13 protein-coding genes are annotated in these 15,480 nt (G+C 73.0%); 7 read left to right on the top strand and 6 right to left on the bottom strand.

Annotated elements, in window-relative coordinates:
• Nucleotide 1: 1 nt before the first annotated feature.
• The 5 genes from BJY16_RS12135 to cysC all read right to left on the bottom strand — a co-directional run bounded on the left by BJY16_RS12135 (nt 2) and on the right by cysC (nt 6,852).
• Nucleotides 2-880 carry a sulfotransferase domain-containing protein gene (locus BJY16_RS12135; RefSeq protein WP_185039559.1) on the bottom strand — a complete coding sequence of 293 codons (879 nt, stop codon included), beginning with the start codon at nt 878-880 and terminating at the stop codon, nt 2-4.
• Complete coding sequence (locus BJY16_RS12140) at nt 881-2,116, bottom strand: hypothetical protein (protein ID WP_185039560.1); 1,236 nt, start codon at nt 2,114-2,116, stop codon at nt 881-883.
• Nucleotides 2,113-3,483 carry an O-antigen ligase family protein gene (locus BJY16_RS12145; RefSeq protein ID WP_185039561.1) on the bottom strand — a complete coding sequence of 457 codons (1,371 nt, stop codon included), beginning with the start codon at nt 3,481-3,483 and terminating at the stop codon, nt 2,113-2,115. Before BJY16_RS12145 ends, BJY16_RS12140 begins: the two co-directional genes overlap by 4 nt.
• Complete coding sequence (locus BJY16_RS12150; RefSeq protein WP_185039562.1) at nt 3,480-5,231, bottom strand: Wzz/FepE/Etk N-terminal domain-containing protein; 1,752 nt, start codon at nt 5,229-5,231, stop codon at nt 3,480-3,482. Before BJY16_RS12150 ends, BJY16_RS12145 begins: the two co-directional genes overlap by 4 nt.
• Nucleotides 5,232-5,331: 100 nt before the next feature.
• A complete protein-coding gene (gene cysC, locus BJY16_RS12155) occupies nt 5,332-6,852 on the bottom strand; it encodes an adenylyl-sulfate kinase (RefSeq protein ID WP_185039563.1) in 1,521 nt (506 codons plus the stop codon).
• 176 nt (nt 6,853-7,028) lie between these two features.
• On the opposite strand from cysC, the gene BJY16_RS12160 reads away from it, so the two are divergent.
• From BJY16_RS12160 to BJY16_RS12180, 5 genes are all read left to right on the top strand, one after another.
• On the top strand, nt 7,029-8,282 hold the full coding sequence (locus BJY16_RS12160; protein ID WP_239177603.1) for a glycosyl hydrolase: 1,254 nt from the start codon (nt 7,029-7,031) through the stop codon (nt 8,280-8,282).
• Nucleotides 8,283-8,392: 110 nt separating this feature from the next.
• A complete protein-coding gene (locus BJY16_RS12165; protein ID WP_185039564.1) occupies nt 8,393-9,307 on the top strand; it encodes an ABC transporter ATP-binding protein in 915 nt (304 codons plus the stop codon).
• Entirely contained in the window at nt 9,300-10,160 is an 861-nt protein-coding gene (locus tag BJY16_RS12170) for an ABC transporter permease (protein ID WP_185039565.1), read from the top strand. Before BJY16_RS12165 ends, BJY16_RS12170 begins: the two co-directional genes overlap by 8 nt.
• Entirely contained in the window at nt 10,157-11,119 is a 963-nt protein-coding gene (locus BJY16_RS12175) for an ABC transporter ATP-binding protein (protein WP_373873462.1), read from the top strand. The genes BJY16_RS12170 and BJY16_RS12175 overlap by 4 nt, the downstream gene beginning before the upstream one ends.
• Nucleotides 11,119-11,829 (top strand): ABC transporter permease, encoded by a 711-nt coding sequence (locus BJY16_RS12180; protein WP_185039566.1) that lies wholly within the window; start codon nt 11,119-11,121, stop codon nt 11,827-11,829. Before BJY16_RS12175 ends, BJY16_RS12180 begins: the two co-directional genes overlap by 1 nt.
• 547 nt (nt 11,830-12,376) lie before the next feature.
• Here BJY16_RS12180 and BJY16_RS12185 read toward each other — a convergent pair.
• Entirely contained in the window at nt 12,377-13,000 is a 624-nt protein-coding gene (locus BJY16_RS12185) for a hypothetical protein (RefSeq protein WP_185039567.1), read from the bottom strand.
• Nucleotides 13,001-13,278: 278 nt separating this feature from the next.
• Between BJY16_RS12185 and BJY16_RS48360 the strand changes: the two genes are divergently transcribed.
• Nucleotides 13,279-14,418: a sensor histidine kinase gene (locus tag BJY16_RS48360; RefSeq protein ID WP_221501948.1), complete on the top strand. Its 1,140-nt coding sequence runs from the start codon at nt 13,279-13,281 to the stop codon at nt 14,416-14,418.
• Entirely contained in the window at nt 14,415-15,386 is a 972-nt protein-coding gene (locus BJY16_RS47060; RefSeq protein WP_239177604.1) for a response regulator transcription factor, read from the top strand. Before BJY16_RS48360 ends, BJY16_RS47060 begins: the two co-directional genes overlap by 4 nt.
• The last annotated feature ends 94 nt before the right edge of the window (nt 15,387-15,480 follow it).

A 15,480-nucleotide genomic window follows, 5' to 3' on the forward strand; every position in this document is an offset into this window, starting at 1 on the left:
GTCACTCGCGCCGCCAGATCGGCGCGTGTCCCAGCCACCCGGCCAGGGCCTCGTCGTGCGGCTGGTAGTAGGCGCGCAGCTCACGCCGCAGCGCCGGGTCCATGTCGGCCTGCCGGGGCCGGGCGTTGTGCCGCTCGAAGGCCGGGCGTTCCAGCTGCGGCGGCAGTCCGAGGAAGCGGCAGACCTCGTCGTAGACCGGCTCGGGGTCGGTGAAGAACCGCTCCGATTCGACCACGTGGATGCGTTCCCGGCCGACGTGCTGGGCCATCACGCTCAGGTAGCGGGCGTACTCGCCGCGTCCCCGATAGGCGTGGTGCTGGTGGGCGAAGCTGTAGTACTCCGGATCGGCGGCCAGCCGCTCCTCCTGCCGGTGCAGCCGGGCCGGCTCCAGGGCCAGCGCCGCGCCGAAGTCCCGCTCGGTGTCGAAACCCCGGGCCACCTCGTGGTGGTGCTGTGAGTAGGCCCGTTCCACCGGGTCGCGGACCAGGACCACGATCTTCGCGTACGGCAGGTCGCGCGCGATCCGGGCCACCGCCTGGGGGTGGTACATGTAGTACGGGCTGGACTCGAAGGTCTGCGCCGGGACGCCGTACCGTTCGGCCACCTTCTCCGCCGCCCGCCGGGCCGGGAAGTGCGCCCGGTACCAGTCGATCCCGCGGTGGTACGACGTGTCGAAGTAGTGCACGCCCTTGTGCAGCACCGCCTTGAGCACCACCGGGTGCGCGGCCATCGCCCGGTAGAGCGAGGTGGTGCCGCAGCGTTGGCCGCCGCAGATCAAGAAGGACGGCAGCATCCGCTGGTCGGAGGTGAGCCGGCCGTACGAGCGGGAGCCCAGGTGCACCACCGCCTTCATCGGGGCGGGCAGGTTGCGCACGTTCATCTAGAGCTCCTCCACGCGCCGGATGAGCACCGGCAGCAGCCAGGTGCCGAGCACCCCGAGGCGGGCGCCGGCCTCGGCCTGGCGATCGGTCAGGTACCGCACGGCGAGATCGACCAGGTAGAGCAACGCGGTGGTCTCGCGGGCCACCGGGGCGACGCCGAACGGGGCGAGCAGCTCGTCGGCCCGGCGTACCGTGGCCTCCACCGCCCCCCGCGCGTCGCCGCTGGTCTGGATGCGTTTCTGCAGCTCGTGGTGGACCGCGTCGAACCCGAGCGGAACCCCGGTGGCGAACCGTTCCCAGTCCCAGACGAGCAGCGCGTCGGCCAGGTTGGCCATGTTCCAGGGCGCCCAGTCGCCGTGCCACGCGCCGTAGCGCAGCGTGGTCTCGCCGCTGTGCGCGGCGAGCAGGTCGACCGCGGCGGCCAGCCCGGCGCCCTCCGGCCGCTCGGCGACCGCGGCCAGCCGGGCCCGCAGCTCGTGCCAGTACGCGCTCTGCACCAGCGGCCCGGTGGTGTACCCGCAGCACCCGGCGATGTCGACCATCGCCGCGGTGAGCCGGCGCGGGGTCAGCGGCGCGCGCGGCAGCCAGACCGGCAGCGCGGTCTGGACCAGCACCTGCAGGCCGCGCCACTGCCCGGCGTGCAGCACCCGGGGCACGGTCAGCTTGGTCAGCCCGCTGCTGCCGAGCGCGTGCAGCGCCGCGGTCTCGGCGCGGACCAGGCGCTGGGTGAGCGGCCCGGTGCCGATCTTGCCGAAGGCGAACGTCTCGCCCTCCGGGGTGAGCAGCTGGAGCACCGGCTTGCGGTTGGCCCGAGCCGGACCAATGTGGACACTTACTGACAAATCGCGCCTGAGCGCGTCGCTCAGGTAGCCGTCGATGCTGGCCGAGACCGGGCCGGTGATCCGGATCCGGTCGCGGAAGACCAGCCGGTCGGCCCGGCTGTGCACGGCGGCCACCACCGCGTTGCGTTTGAGCCGGGCCATCCGGGACTGCGGCTCGGCGTAGCGGCGGACCGCGGCGGCGGCCACCGGCCGGGACGCGTTCGGGACCAGCAGCCGGGGGCGGTGCGCGTTCGGCACCACCAGGTACTCGGCGATCAGGTTGCCCTCGCCGGCCTCGGTGCTGGCCTGGCAGGGCCGCGGGTAGAGCAGGCTCAGCACCTCGGTGAGGTATTGGGTGCGCAGCGCCGCGTCGCCGGCGGTGAGCTCCGCCGGCGCGGTTCGTACCGGACTCAAATCGTCTTCCCCTCGATCCAGTTGCGCCAGAGCAGCGCGTACGCGAGAACCATGAAGGCCAGAGGGGTGACCAGCGAGTTGTACCAGAGCATCGCGGAGAACGAGCTGACCAGCGCGGCGCTGCCGGCCACCCCGACGGCGGTGCGGTCGCGGCGGAATCGCCACAGGCCGTACCCGAAGAAGCCGAGATATCCGGCGGCGCCGACCGCGCCGTGCGCGTAGAGCAGCTGCCAGAGCTGGCCGTTGCCGCCGACGGTGAAGTTGCCGCAGCGCTCGCACTCGGAGCTCTCGCCGACCGTGATCGAGTTGCGCCCGCCGAGGGTGTTGCGGGTGCCGCCGTAACCGATCACCGGGGAGTCGGCGAACCCGTCCAGGGCCCGCTCGATCAGGAACGACCGGACCCCGTTCGACTTGCCGTTGTCCAGCCGGGCCTGCACGGTGTCGCCGAGCGGGGTGGCGGTCAGCGCGATCGCGATCGCGGCCGAGGCCAGCGCCAGCGCGCCCAGCACCCAGAGCTTGCCGGCCAGGATGTAGCGGGCCGAGACGTAGAGGACCAGCACGCCCAGGCCGATCCACAGGCCCCGGTTCAGCGAGACCACGGCCGGCGCGACCGCCACCAGCAGGCAGACCCAGGCGAGGACCTTGCGGCTGCGCCGGGCGCTGGCCGCGGCCGCCACCAGCAGCCACGGGACCAGCAGGCAGAAGTTGTTGCCCCAGGTGTTGGTGTAACCCCAGGGCGCCGCCGGGCGCGGCTTCTCGCCGCCGACGATGTCCATGATCTGCGCGGCGTAGGGGTGCACCAGCGACCGGACGAAACCCTTGCTCCGGATCCCGTGCGGCAGCAGCCACTCCACCGGCGAGGTGAACTCGAACGTCCCGGCCACCATGCCGAGCAGCCCGCCCAGCACGGTGAGCACGAACATCCCGGCGAGCAGCCGGACCAGCCGGCGCCGGGGCAGCTCCCGCTCGGTCAGGTTGCCGGTGTAGAGCAGCAGCACGGTCAGTGAGAGGTACATGGACAGCTTGTAGAGCACCGCCGGGAGCCGGCCGGCGGCCCGCTCGACCACGGTCTGCGCCGGATCCGCGCCGAGCGCCGCGATGCTCACCACCACGGCGATCAGGAAGATCGCCCACCAGGCGAAACCCGGCGGCAGGCGGAGCGGGCGGCCCGCGGCCCGCCGGCGGATCAGCAGGACCAGCATCGGTACGGCCAGCAGCGGGAAGATCAGCACGCCGAGCCCGAGCGCCCACCAGAGCGGGTACAGCAGCAGGATCCCGGTCACCGGCCAGGCCGGCAGACTCAGGTCCCGTCCGGCGCGGTGCTGGGCCGGTCCGGCGGAGGGTGCCGCCGGGACGACCGTGGTCATTTCTCGTCGCCGTCCGCGGCGCCCGTGCCGGCCAGGTCGATGATCGAGGTCTGGTCGGCGGACTCGCCGTCGGCCGGGCGCGGCCGGACCGTGGCGGACACCGGCTCGCCGCGCTCGGCGCGCGGGCCTTGCTCGCCGCGCTCCGGCAGGGCGGAGAGCTGCTGGGTGGCCTCGTCGACGAGCGGTTCGGCGCCGGGCAGCGGCAGGGTCACCGCCGGTCCGGATCCGGCATCGGTACGCCGGGCGGCCAGCCGTGGCAGCACCACCGCGCCCAGCAGCCGGGTGCCCACCCGCTGCAGCTGCTCGGCCGCGTCCACCAGCGCCGGGCGCCGGGTGCGGCGCAGCTCGACCGCGAGGATCGCCGCGTCGGCCAGGCTGGCCAGGCTCTGCGCGTCGGCGCTGCTGCTGGTCGACGGCGCCTCGACGACCACGTAGCCGCCCTGCCGGCGCAGCGTCTGCAGGGTGTCCCGGAGCCGCTGCGACTGCATCAGGCCGGCCGCGGTCGCGGTGCCCCCGGTGGTGATCACCCGCAGCGACGGGATGCGCGGGGTGCGCTGCAGCACCCGGCCCAGCGGGACCCGGCCGGCCAGCAGATCGGAGAGGCCGGGCGTGGCGGCCACGCCGAGCATCCGGGCCAGCGGCGCGGCGTCCACCACGCTGTCCGGCAGGTGCGCGCCGATCAGCACCACGTCACCGCCGGTGCGGGCCAGGGCGGCGGCCAGGTTCGCGGCCACCAGGGTGCTCGCCGAGCCCCGGCTGGTCCCGGTCACCACGATCACCCGGTCCTCCGGGCGCAGGCTGGCCAGCACCTCGTTGCGCAGCCGGTTGAACACCCGGCCGCCCGGGCCGTACGGCTGCAGCACGTCGTCGAAGTGCGGGGTGGTCCGCTCGTCCAGGGCGGCCAGCACGGTGACCCGGCCCCGGTCCCGGACGTCCACCGCGGTGACCAGCCGCCGGTCGAACCGCTCCCGCAGGTAGGCCAGCGCCAGCCCGAGCAGCAGCCCGATCATCCCGCCGGTGGCGATGTCCAGCAGCGTGTTCGGGCTGGACGGGCGGTCCGGCACCCGGGCGTCGCTGATGATGCTGCCGCCGCCGACCGTGGTGGTGGTCAGCTCGTTCAGCCGGCCGGTCAGGTTGTTCAGCTGATTCTGCGAGTTGCTCCGCAGGCTCAGCAGGTTGCTCTCGGTCGAGCTGCCGCTGCGGGCGGTGGCCAGCCGGGCGTTGATCCCGGTGAGCGCGGTGGTGAGCTGCTTGACCTTCAGGTTCAGCGAGGCGATCTGCTTGTCCAGCGCCGACCGGGCGGTCTCCTCCCGGTTGCGCAGGTACGCCTCGGCGAACGCGTGCGATCCGGCTTGCGCCTTCATTGCGGTGTCCGCCTGGAAGGTGATCACCAGAACGGTGGTGTTCGCCGGCACCTGCACCGACACCGAGTGGGCCAGCTCCAGCGGCGACACCGTGGTGCGCAGCAGCGCGGCGGCCTTCGCGGCGACCGCGCCGGAGCCGACCAGCTGGGCCTCGGTGTCCAGGTTGACCGCGCCCTTGGTCCGGCCGCCCTGGGCGTTCACGTCCTGGTCCACCGCCTGCACCAGGACCGCGGAGGAGGACTCGTAGACCCGCGGCAGCGCGTGCGTCACCAGGGTGCCCACGCCCAGGCCGGCGGCCGTCGCGACCAGGGCGATCCACCAGTGCCGGCGGACCGCGCCCAGGTAGTGCGCGACATCGGAGGACGGTGGGCGAGACGCTTCCATCGGTTTCCGCGGCCTTTCGAGGAGGAGTGTCAGCTTTGGGCGTTTCGCCCCAAGGGGCTAACGTCCCACTCCAGCCGCGAGTGATGGGTGCGGGTACCGCCTAGCTCAACTTGGGCTCCACCCAGCCGTTCTCCACCAGGTAACCGAGGACCTGCTCGACCGCCTCGGCCACCGACATCGTCGTGGTGTCCAGGGTGAGCTCGGCGTTGCCCGGCTCCTCGTACGGGTCGTCGATGCCGGTCATGCCGCGCAGCTGGCCGGCCCGGGCGCGGGCGTACAGCCCCTTGCGGTCGCGGCGCTCGCAGACCTCCAGCGGGGTGGCCACGTGCACCAGGATGAAGCCGGCGCCGGCCTCCACCGCCATCCGGCGGACCGCGGCCCGGGCCGCCTCGTACGGCGCGATCGGGCAGGCCACCGCCATCCCGCGGTGCCGGCCCACCTCGGCCGCCACCCAGCCGATCCGGCGGACGTTGCGGTCCCGGTCGGCCTTGCTGAAGCCCAGCCCGGCGGTCAGCTCCCGGCGCACCACGTCGCCGTCGAGCAGGGTGACCGTACGGTCGCCGGACTCCCGCAGCGCGTCCGCCAGGTTGCGCGCGATGGTCGACTTGCCGGAGCCGGACAGGCCGGTGAAGAAGACCACCAGGCCGCGGTGCCGCCGCGGCGGCCGGACCCGGGACAGCTCCTTGGCCACCGCCGGCGGGGTGTGCCACTCGGGCAGCGGGAAACCGCGGTCCAGCAGGTCGTCGATCTCCGCCGGGGTCATCGCCAGCCGGCGGTTGCGCGGCGGGATGTCGTCCCGCCAGCGCCACTGCCCGTCCCGGTTGTCGTAGGCCAGCTCGCGCGGGACCAGCACCCGCAGGCCGGCGCCGGGCAGCGCCTCGACGGTGGAGAGCACGTGGGTCACGCCGTAGGCGGCGGCCACCCGGGAGCGCAGCAGCGCGTCGCGCATCTCGTCGCCGCGCGGCATCAGCGGCACCGCGACCACGGTGGCCGGGGGCATCCGGTCGCGGGCCGCGAAGATCGCCCGGACCAGCGCCTCGGGCGGCAGGCCGTCCGGCCCGTGCCCGCTGATCGGGATCAGGATGAGCAGGTGCGCGGCGAGCGTCCGGGCGGCGTGCGCGATCTGCGCGAGCTGCGGCCGGTGCAGCGGCCGGTCGGCGATCACGCCGAGCACCCGGCCGGGCGGGAGCAGCGACCGGACCTCCTCCGGCGGGCGGCGCAGGCGCTGGAACGGGCCGTGCCCGCCGTCGCCCATCCGGCGGACCGGGCCGCCCAGCCCGTACCGGTTGTCGGCGATCCGCCAGACGTCGGCCGCCTCGATCGCGGCGATCGGCGCGCCCTCCAGGTCGGTGAGCACCACGGTGCGCCGGGCCGGGTCGGCCGGGTCCAGCCGCTCGGCCAGCTCGGCCGGGATCTCGCAGGTCACCGGGACCGGCCAGGGCGTCCCGTCGGCCAGCCGGCCGGTACGGGCCAGCGCGACCAGGTCGGCGCGGACCAGGAACCCGGTCAGCGGCGCGTACGCCCCGGAGAGCAGCAGTTCGAGATCTGCCAGCTCAAAGGGGCGCGGGGCGAACGACGGTGCGTCCCGCAGGACGTCTTCGGGCAGTACCGAGCCACTCACCTTGCGATCCCCTTGCCGCGGCTGACTTGGGTGACAGTTTCGCAGCCCGGCCAGATCCGGTCGAGGCGGGATCGCGATCTCGTGTTCGCGGCGACAAAATCGTCCGTTTACCCGATACCAGTTTGCGGCCGGAGCTTCCTGGACAATTACGGATGATCCTCTAATACTGGGCGATTGTGAGACAGATCCTGCACGTCACCGCGCTGGGCACCGCCTTCGCGATGGCCGTGGCGGCCACCCTGGCCTGGGCCTGGACCGGCGGTGTCGAACAGCTCGGGCTGACGCCGTACGGGGACCCGGTGGTCACCGCGGCGCCCGGCGCCAGCACGTCGTACCGGGAAATCCCGCCCGCCGGAACCACCGCGCCCACCGTGACCCGCACCGCGGACCTGGAGCGACCCGCCCGGATCCGGCCGACCGTGCTCAGCGGCGCGCAGCGGCCGCTGCGCGCCGGCCTGCCGGACGGGGCCGCCTCCGCGCGCAGGCCCTGCCGCACCGGGCACAAACTGGTACCCACCTGCGGCATCCTCTGGGGCGTCGCGCCCGGCGCGCGGACCGAGGAGCGGGGCTCCAGCGCGCTCGCCGACTTCGAGCGCAAGACCGGCCGGCACCAGGCGATCTACCACGGCTACCACCACGGGATCCGGCAGGTGTTCCCGACCGAGCAGGAGATCGCCATCGCCCGGCAGCCCGGGCGCAAGCGGATCCTGCTGCTCAACTGGAAGCCGGAGAGCACCACCTGGGCCGGCATCGCCCGCGGCGACCGGCGCACCGACGCCTTCCTCGACCGGATGGCCGAGCACCTGCGCCGCAACTTCCACGAGCCGTTCTTCTTCGCGATCCACCACGAGGCCGAGGACCAGGTGCGCGAACGGCGCGGGTCGGGGTACACGGCGCGCGACTACTCGGCGATGTTCCGGCACGTGGTGCACCGGCTGCGGGCGCGCGGGGCGAGCAACATGGTGACCGTGCTGGTGCACATGGCGTACGTCCCGCACACCACGAAGAGCTGGTTCACCGACATGTACCCGGGGGACGACGTGGTCGACTGGATCGGGTTCGACACGTACTCGTACAGCGACCCCGGATACGGCCACGGCGACTTCGCCGAACTGCTCAACCGGCGGTCCGCGCTCAAGCCGCGGTGGCCCGGCTTCTACAACTGGGTGCGCGCCCGGCACCCCGGGAAACCGCTGATGGTGGCCGAGTGGGGGGTGTGGTTCAGCAAGCGCAACCCCGGACACATGGCGGAGTTCTACCGCGAAGTGGGGCAGCAGATCGGCCGGTTCCCGGCGATCAAGGCGATGGTGCACTTCGAGACGCCGGCCAACCAGAAGGGGCAGGACTCGTCGGTGGACTGCACGCCGGCCGCCCTGCGCGAGTACCGCAGGCTGGGCCGGCTCCCAGTCTTCCAGGTGTCGCTGGGCTGATCCACCCGGTTCCCGATCCGGTCGAACCTGTGAGAACGCTGAGGGACCCTGAGGACGCCTCAGGGTCCTTCCGGATTCAGTGGCGTGCGGCGGCTTCCTAGGCTGAGGCCGTGAACATCATCGCTACTCAAGCGCTCACCAAGACGTACGGGGGCGGGGTGACCGCCCTGGCCGACCTCACCGTCGAGGTCGAGGCCGGCGTCATCGGCCTTGTCGGCGCCAACGGCGCCGGCAAGAGCACGTTCATCAAAATCATGCTCGGCCTGATCGCGCCCACCGCCGGCACCGTCCGCGTCTTCGACCTCGACCCGGTCACCGAGACCGACAAGGTGCGGGCCCGGGTCGGATACATGCCGGAGAACGACTGCCTGCCGCCCGACGTGTCGGCCGCCGAATTCGTCACCCACCTGGCCCGGATGAGTGGCCTGCCGCGCACCACCGCCCGGGAGCGGGCCTCCGAGGCGCTCCGCCACGTCGGCCTCTACGAGGAGCGGTACCGGCAGATCGGCGGCTACTCCACCGGCATGAAGCAGCGGGTCAAGCTCGCCCAGGCGCTGGTGCACGACCCGGACCTGCTGCTGCTGGACGAGCCGACCAACGGCCTCGACCCGGCCGGCCGGGACGCCATGCTGGCCCTGATCCACCGGATCGGCAACGAGTTCGGCATCTCCGTGGTGGTCTGCTCGCACCTGCTCGGCGAGGTCGAGCGGATCTGCGACTCGCTGATCGCCATCCAGGGCGGCCGCCTGCTGCGCGCCGACCGGATCTCCTCGATGACCGCCGCCTCCGACGTGCTCGCGGTCGAGGTCAGCGAGGGCACCGACGAGCTGGCCGCACACCTGACGCAGATGGGCCTGCCGGTGTCCCGGGACGGCCGGATGCTGCTCGTGCCGCTCGACTCGGACGCGGCGTACGACCGGATCCTGCGCGCGGTCACCGACCTCGACCTCAACCTGCACCGTCTGGACCAGCGCCGGCACCGGGTCGCCGAGCTCTTCACCACGAAGGAGACCGCCGATGTCTGAGACCGGCGTCATCCATGACATCGGCTATCAGCGGTACACCGGCCCCCGGCTGGGCCGCGCCGCCGCGATCAACGCGCTCTACGTGCACGGCCTGCGCGCCGCGTACGGGCTGGGCCGCTCCGCCAAGGCCAAGATCTTCCCGTGGCTGGTCGCCGGGATCACCGTGCTGGTCGCGGTGATCATCGCGGCGGTGAAGTCGCAGATCCCGGACTTCGAGTTCGGGTACGCCGAGTTCGACGACTCGCTCAGCTGGCTGATCATCTTCTTCGCCGCGATCTTGGCCCCGGCGCTGGTCTCCCGGGACATCCGCTCCGGGACGCTGCCGCTCTACTTCAGCCGCCCGCTGCGCGCCGCCGACTACGTGATCGCCAAGTTCCTGGCGATGACCACGGCGATCTTCCTGCTCCTCGGCGTCCCGCAGCTGATCATGTTCCTGGGCGCCGCGTTCACCACCAAGAAGGGCTTCTCCGGGGTCTGGGACGAGGTGCAGGACCTGGTGCCCGGGCTGGGGTACAGCGTGGTCTGGGCACTGCTGTTCACCAGCATCGGCCTGCTGATCGCGTCGCTGACCGGCAAGCAGGCGTTCGCCGCCGGTGGCATCGTCGCGGTCTTCCTGATGACCACCCCGGTGGTCGGCGTGATGAGCGTGCTGCCCTCCACCACCGCCAACCACCTGGCCGGCCTGGTCAGCCCGATGACGCTGATCAGCGGATTCGGCTCGTGGGCGTTCGGCACCGACATCGGCATCGACCTCGGGCGGTACGGCCCGATCTACGGCATCGAGGCGTTCTGCCTGATCGCCGCCTGCTTCCTGCTCCTGCTCGCCCGCTACCGGAAGGTGGCCGCGCTGTGACGACCTCCGTGGAATCCTCGGCCCCCGCCGTGCCCGACGACATCGCGCCCGGGGTGGTCGACCTGCGCAACGTCTCCCGCTGGTACGGCAACGTGGTCGCGGTCAACGACATCACCATGGCGCTCGGCACCGGGGTGACCGGCCTGCTCGGCCCGAACGGCGCCGGCAAGACCACGATCCTGCACATGATGGCCGGCTTCCTGGCCCCGTCCCGTGGCTCGGTCACCATCGAGGGCAAGCCGACCTGGCGCAACCCGGCCGTCTACCGCGACCTGGGCCTGGTCACCGAGCGCGAGGCGGTGCACGCCTTCCTCACCGCCGAGCAGTTCGTGCTGGCCTGCGCCCGGATGCAGAAACTGCACGACCCGGCCGGGGCCACCCGCCGGGCCCTCGAACTGGTCGAGATGACCGACGCGGCGAACCGGCGGATCGGCACCTTCTCCAAGGGCATGCGGCAGCGCACCCGGGTGGCCGCCGCGCTGGTCCACGAGCCGCGGGTGCTGCTGCTCGACGAGCCGTTCAACGGCATGGACCCGCGGCAGCGGATGCACATGATGGAGCTGCTGCACCGGCTCGGCGACAACGGGCACACCATCCTGTTCAGCTCGCACATCCTGGAGGAGGTCGAGCAGGTCGCCGGGCTGGTCCAGGTGATCGTCGCGGGCCGGCTCGCCGCCTCCGGCGACTACCGCAAGATCCGCCGGCTGATGACCAACCGGCCGCACGTGTTCGCCGTCCGCAGCTCCGACGACCGCCGGCTGGCGGTGGCGCTGATCGGCGAGAAATCGGTGGCCGGCATCGAGATCGAGAACGGCGGGATGACCGTCCGCGCCTCGGACTACGGCGACTTCACCCGTGCCCTGCCCCGTATCGCCCTCGACCAGGGGATCCGGCTGCACCAGCTGGTGCCGTCCGACGAGTCCCTGGAGAGCGTCTTCTCCTACCTGCTGGAGGCCTGATGTCGACCGTCGCGATGATCACGGCGCGCGGCCTCTTCGGCCGGCGCCGGGCGCTGCTGCTCCTGCCGCTGCCCCTGCTGCTGATCGGCCTGGCAGCCATCTGCAAGGCCTACGACCTGGAACCCACCCAGTGGGGCGAGGCGGTTCTGGTCGGCCTCGGTTTCGCCGTGGTGCTGCCGGTGGTGGCCCTGATCGTCGGCACCGGAGTCCTCGGCTCCGAGGTCGACGACGGCACCCTGGTGCACATCCTGACCAAGCCGCTCCCGCGCCGGGACATCATCCTGGCGAAATTCGGGGTCGCCGTGCTGGCCACCGCGGTCACCACCACGATCCCGCTCTTCGTGGCCGGCGCGCTGGCCGGCTCGGCCAAACTCGGCCTGGCCCTGGCGGTCGCCGCGCTGGTCGGCTCGTTCGCCTACACCGCCCTGTTCCTGCTGCTCAGCCTCCTCACCCGGCGGCCGGTGCTGCTCGGCCTGGTCTACATCCTGATCTGGGAAGGCCTGCTGGGCCGCTGGGTGAGCGGCACCCGGGTCCTCTCCATCGAGCAGTACGTGATCACCATCGCCCACAAGCTCCAGCCCACCACCCTGCTCGACGCCGAGGTCGGCCTGACCACGGCGGTGGTGATGAGCGCGGTCTTCGTGGTGCTCTGCACGGTCGTCGCGATCAACCGCCTGGGCTCCTTCAGCCTGGCCGGCGAGACCAGCTGACCGCAGCCGGCACCTTCACCCCGCGCGGACGGTCGTGGCCGTCCGCGCGGGGTTCTTCACGCCGCGCCGCACTCCGCTTTTCCGCGCCGCACCCCTTTCCCGCGCCGCCCGCGCTGGACCGCGCTTTCCCGCGCTTCCCGCGCTGGACCGCGCTTCCCCGCGCCGCCCGCGCCGCTCGCGCTTTCCCGCGCCGCCCGCGCCGCTCGCGCTTTCCCGCGCCGCCCGCGCCGCCCGCGCCGCCCGCGCCGCTCGCGCTTTCCCGCGCCGCCCGCGCCGCTCGCGCTTTCCCGCGCCGCCCGCGCCGCTCGCGCTTTCCCGCGCCGCCCGCGCCGCCCGCGCCGCTCGCGCTTCCCGCGTTGGACCGCGCTTTCCCGTGCCGCCGGCGCTTCCCGCGCCGGGACCGCGCTTCCCGCCCCTGGACCACGCTTTCCGCGCCTGGACCACGCCCTTCTGCCCCGGACCGCGTTTCATGCGCCCGTACCACGCCTTTCCGCGTCCGGCCGGGTACATCTCCTGCGCCCGGCCGGGCTTGTCTTGTTGGCGGTTCTTACGCGCGGCCGGCGAGGCGGGTGCCGGCGGTGGCCGTCATCGCGCCGGACGGCCGGGTGGCGGCCTGCTCCGAGCTCCACACGGACGCGCAGAGCCAGATCAGGCATCCGCCCGCGAGGACGTGGACGACACTGGTCCAGGGCGTGTCGGGCAGCGGCGCGAGCAGCGCCAGCAGCGTGAACATGACGCCGTAACCGGCGGCGGGGAGCCACGGGAACACCCGGGCCCGGAGCATCGAGACGCTGAACATGACGGTGCCGATGACGAAGACGGCGGCGCTGCCCAGCACCGCGGCGTTGGTGGGCCCGTCCAGCAGCCGCTCGACCACCGCGTCGTCGAGATAGAACAGCACTAGGTTGAGGGCGAACGCCACCCCGGCGAACAGGCCCAGGCCGATCACGTTCACCGCGAAGGCCACCGCGCCGAACCGGCCCGCGGCGGCGGCCTGCCGCAGGTGGAGAGCGGTCAGGGCGGGCGTCCCGAAGGCGGCGCCGACGCCGATGACGAAGCTCGTGGCGGTGGTCTCGCCGGTGAACGCCTCGAACAGGGCCGGCACTCCGGTGGACAGACCCAGTACCACCCCGCAGACGGCGCCGAAACGTAGCAGCCAGGACACAGACATCGGAGAACTCCTTGGTCGAACGGACCGGAATCGGAATGAGGCGACCCTAGGAGCGCGGGATCGAGCGGGATAAGTGCCGGACAGCCGGATGTCGGCGGGACGGCATGTGCCGGTCACGCCGCCGTTGGCCAACCGGCACGTGCCGGTTGGCCAGTTCTGTCATTCCGGCTGTGACGCCCGGGCCGCGACGGGCCCGAGGGTCGTAGCCTGTGGGCGGGAAACGGCGGAGGAGGGCGCAGATGGGCGGTATTCCCCAGCCTGGCCGGTGGGTGCCGTTGGTGATCTACGGCGCCGTGCTCGCCGGCGGTGTGTACTGGGAACTGACCGGGGACAGCAGCGGACAGCCGATCCGGCTGATCGGCTTCGTCGCCGTCATCGCCCTGCTCTTCGCCCTGGAGACGGTGCTGTGGCGCCGCCCACCGGCCTCGACGACGGCCGCCGCCGGGCTGCTGGTCGTCCGCGTCCTGCTCTTCGTCGCGGCGTCGGCGCTCGACGGATCGGGCACGGCCCGGGCGCTGATCGTGCTGGTGCCCTTCCTCGGCTACTTCGCCTTCGGCCGGCCGGTGGCGATCGCTCTCGCGGGCGGGTGCGTCGCGCTGGTCGTCACCGGCTACACCGTCAGGACGCCGGGGTGGTACCGCGACGCGGCGTACGTCTCCGATCTCTTGATGATCTCCATCGGCCTGGTGCTCGCGGTCGCCATGGCCGCCGTGGCCGTCGCCGAGCGGGGCGCCCGTGCCCGGCTGGAGCGGATGCTCGAGCGGGTCGCCGAGCTCTCCACGACGACCGAGCGCAACCGGCTGGCCCGGGACATCCACGACAGCCTCGGCCACCACCTCACCGCGATCAGCATCCAGCTGGAGAAGGCGTCGGCCTTCATCCATCGCGATCCGGCCCTGGCCGAGCAGGCGCTGCTCGACGCCCGGTCGTCGGCGAAACACGCGCTCAGCGAGGTCCGGCGGTCGGTCGGCGCGCTGCGCGACGAGCCGTCCGGCTTCTCGCTGCGGGCCGCTCTCACCGAGCTGTCCGACAGCGTGGACGACGGCCTGACGGTCACCGTCGACATCACCGGTGAGCCGGACCGGCACGACGCCGCGTCGCTGACCGCGCTGTACCGTGCCGCTCAGGAGGCCCTGACCAACGCCCGGCGGCACGCGCGAGCCGGCCGGGTGTCCGTCGCCGTGACGTTCGACGAGGCCGGCGCCCGGCTCGTGGTGGCCGACGACGGCTGCGGCCTGGCCGCTGCCGGGGAGCGGCAGCGGGCCGGCGGCGACCCACCCGGCTTCGGCCTGCTCGGGATGCGCGAGCGGGTGCAGCTCCTCGGGGGAGAGGTCAGCATCGACAGCCCGCGCGACGCCGGCACCGTGCTCACCGTGACGATCCCTCGACCGGCGGCCGTCGTCGGGGAGGCGAGATGAGCGACGGCGATCCGGTGCGCGTCCTCGTCGTCGACGACCAGCAGCTCATCCGGGACGGCATCGCGTCCCTGCTCGACATCCAGCCGGGCGTCACCGTGGTGGGCACCGCCCCGGACGGGAAAGCCGCGATCAGCGCGGCCGTCCAGCTCCAGCCGGACGTCGTCCTGATGGACATCCGGATGCCCCGGATGGACGGCGTGGAGGCCGCCGCGGTCCTGCGCCGGCAGGCCCCGCTGGTCAAGGTGATCATGCTGACCACCTTCGACGACGAGGACTACGTGGTGCAGGCGCTGCGCGCGGGCGCCGCCGGCTACCTCCTCAAGGACCTGCCCGCGGCCGAGCTCGCCGACGCCGTCCGGCTGGCACACGCGGGCGTCACCCCACTCGACTCCTCAGTCGCCGCCCGCCTGGCCGCCAGCCTGTCCCGGCCCGGCGACCACCCCGCCCTGTCCCGGCCCGGCGATCATTTCGACCCGTCCCGGCCCACCGATCGCGGCGACCCGTCCCGGCCCAGCGATCGCGGCGACCCGTCCCGGCCCGGCGATCGTGGCGACCCGTCCCGGCCCAGCGATCGCGGCGGCCCTTCTCGGCCCGGCGATCGCGGCGGCCTTCCCCGGCCGGGCGATCGCGGCGGCGCGGCTCGGCCGGGCGATCACGGCGGTCTGTCCCGGCCCGGCGATCGCGGCACCCCGTCCGGGCTCGGCGGTCCCGGCGGTCTGTCCCGACCCGGCGATCACCACGTGGAGCCGGCCCGGCAGCAGGCCGGCGACACGCTGACCGCCCGCGAGATCGAGGTGCTCCGGCTGGTCGCCACCGGTTCGACCAACCGTGAGATAGCCGGCCACATGTTCCTCAGCGAGGGCACCGTCAAGAACCACATCTCTCGCATCCTCACCCGCCTGGGCCTGCGCGACCGCACCCAGGCGGCGGTCTACGCCCGCGACCACGGCCTGCTCCCACGCCCCTGACCACCCGCCACCCCCGCCCGCGCCCCACTCACGGTCAGATCATTTCCGGTACGCCCGCCGCTCACCTGCCTGCCGGCCGTTCCGTCTTCCTCCG

Origin of the sequence: Actinoplanes octamycinicus, from assembly GCF_014205225.1 — a bacterium.
Classification (GTDB): domain Bacteria; phylum Actinomycetota; class Actinomycetes; order Mycobacteriales; family Micromonosporaceae; genus Actinoplanes; species Actinoplanes octamycinicus.

Excerpts from the sequence above, each read along its gene's own strand:
- BJY16_RS12135 (WP_185039559.1), bottom strand. The coding sequence starts at position 880 with ATGAACGTGCGCAACCTGCCCGCCCCGATGAAGGCGGTGGTGCACCTG.
- BJY16_RS12145 (WP_185039561.1), bottom strand. The coding sequence starts at position 3,483 with ATGACCACGGTCGTCCCGGCGGCACCCTCCGCCGGACCGGCCCAGCAC.
- BJY16_RS12150 (WP_185039562.1), bottom strand. The coding sequence starts at position 5,231 with ATGGAAGCGTCTCGCCCACCGTCCTCCGATGTCGCGCACTACCTGGGC.
- BJY16_RS12170 (WP_185039565.1), top strand. The coding sequence starts at position 9,300 with ATGTCTGAGACCGGCGTCATCCATGACATCGGCTATCAGCGGTACACC.
- BJY16_RS12180 (WP_185039566.1), top strand. The coding sequence starts at position 11,119 with ATGTCGACCGTCGCGATGATCACGGCGCGCGGCCTCTTCGGCCGGCGC.
- BJY16_RS12185 (WP_185039567.1), bottom strand. The coding sequence starts at position 13,000 with ATGTCTGTGTCCTGGCTGCTACGTTTCGGCGCCGTCTGCGGGGTGGTA.
- BJY16_RS47060 (WP_239177604.1), top strand. The coding sequence starts at position 14,415 with ATGAGCGACGGCGATCCGGTGCGCGTCCTCGTCGTCGACGACCAGCAG.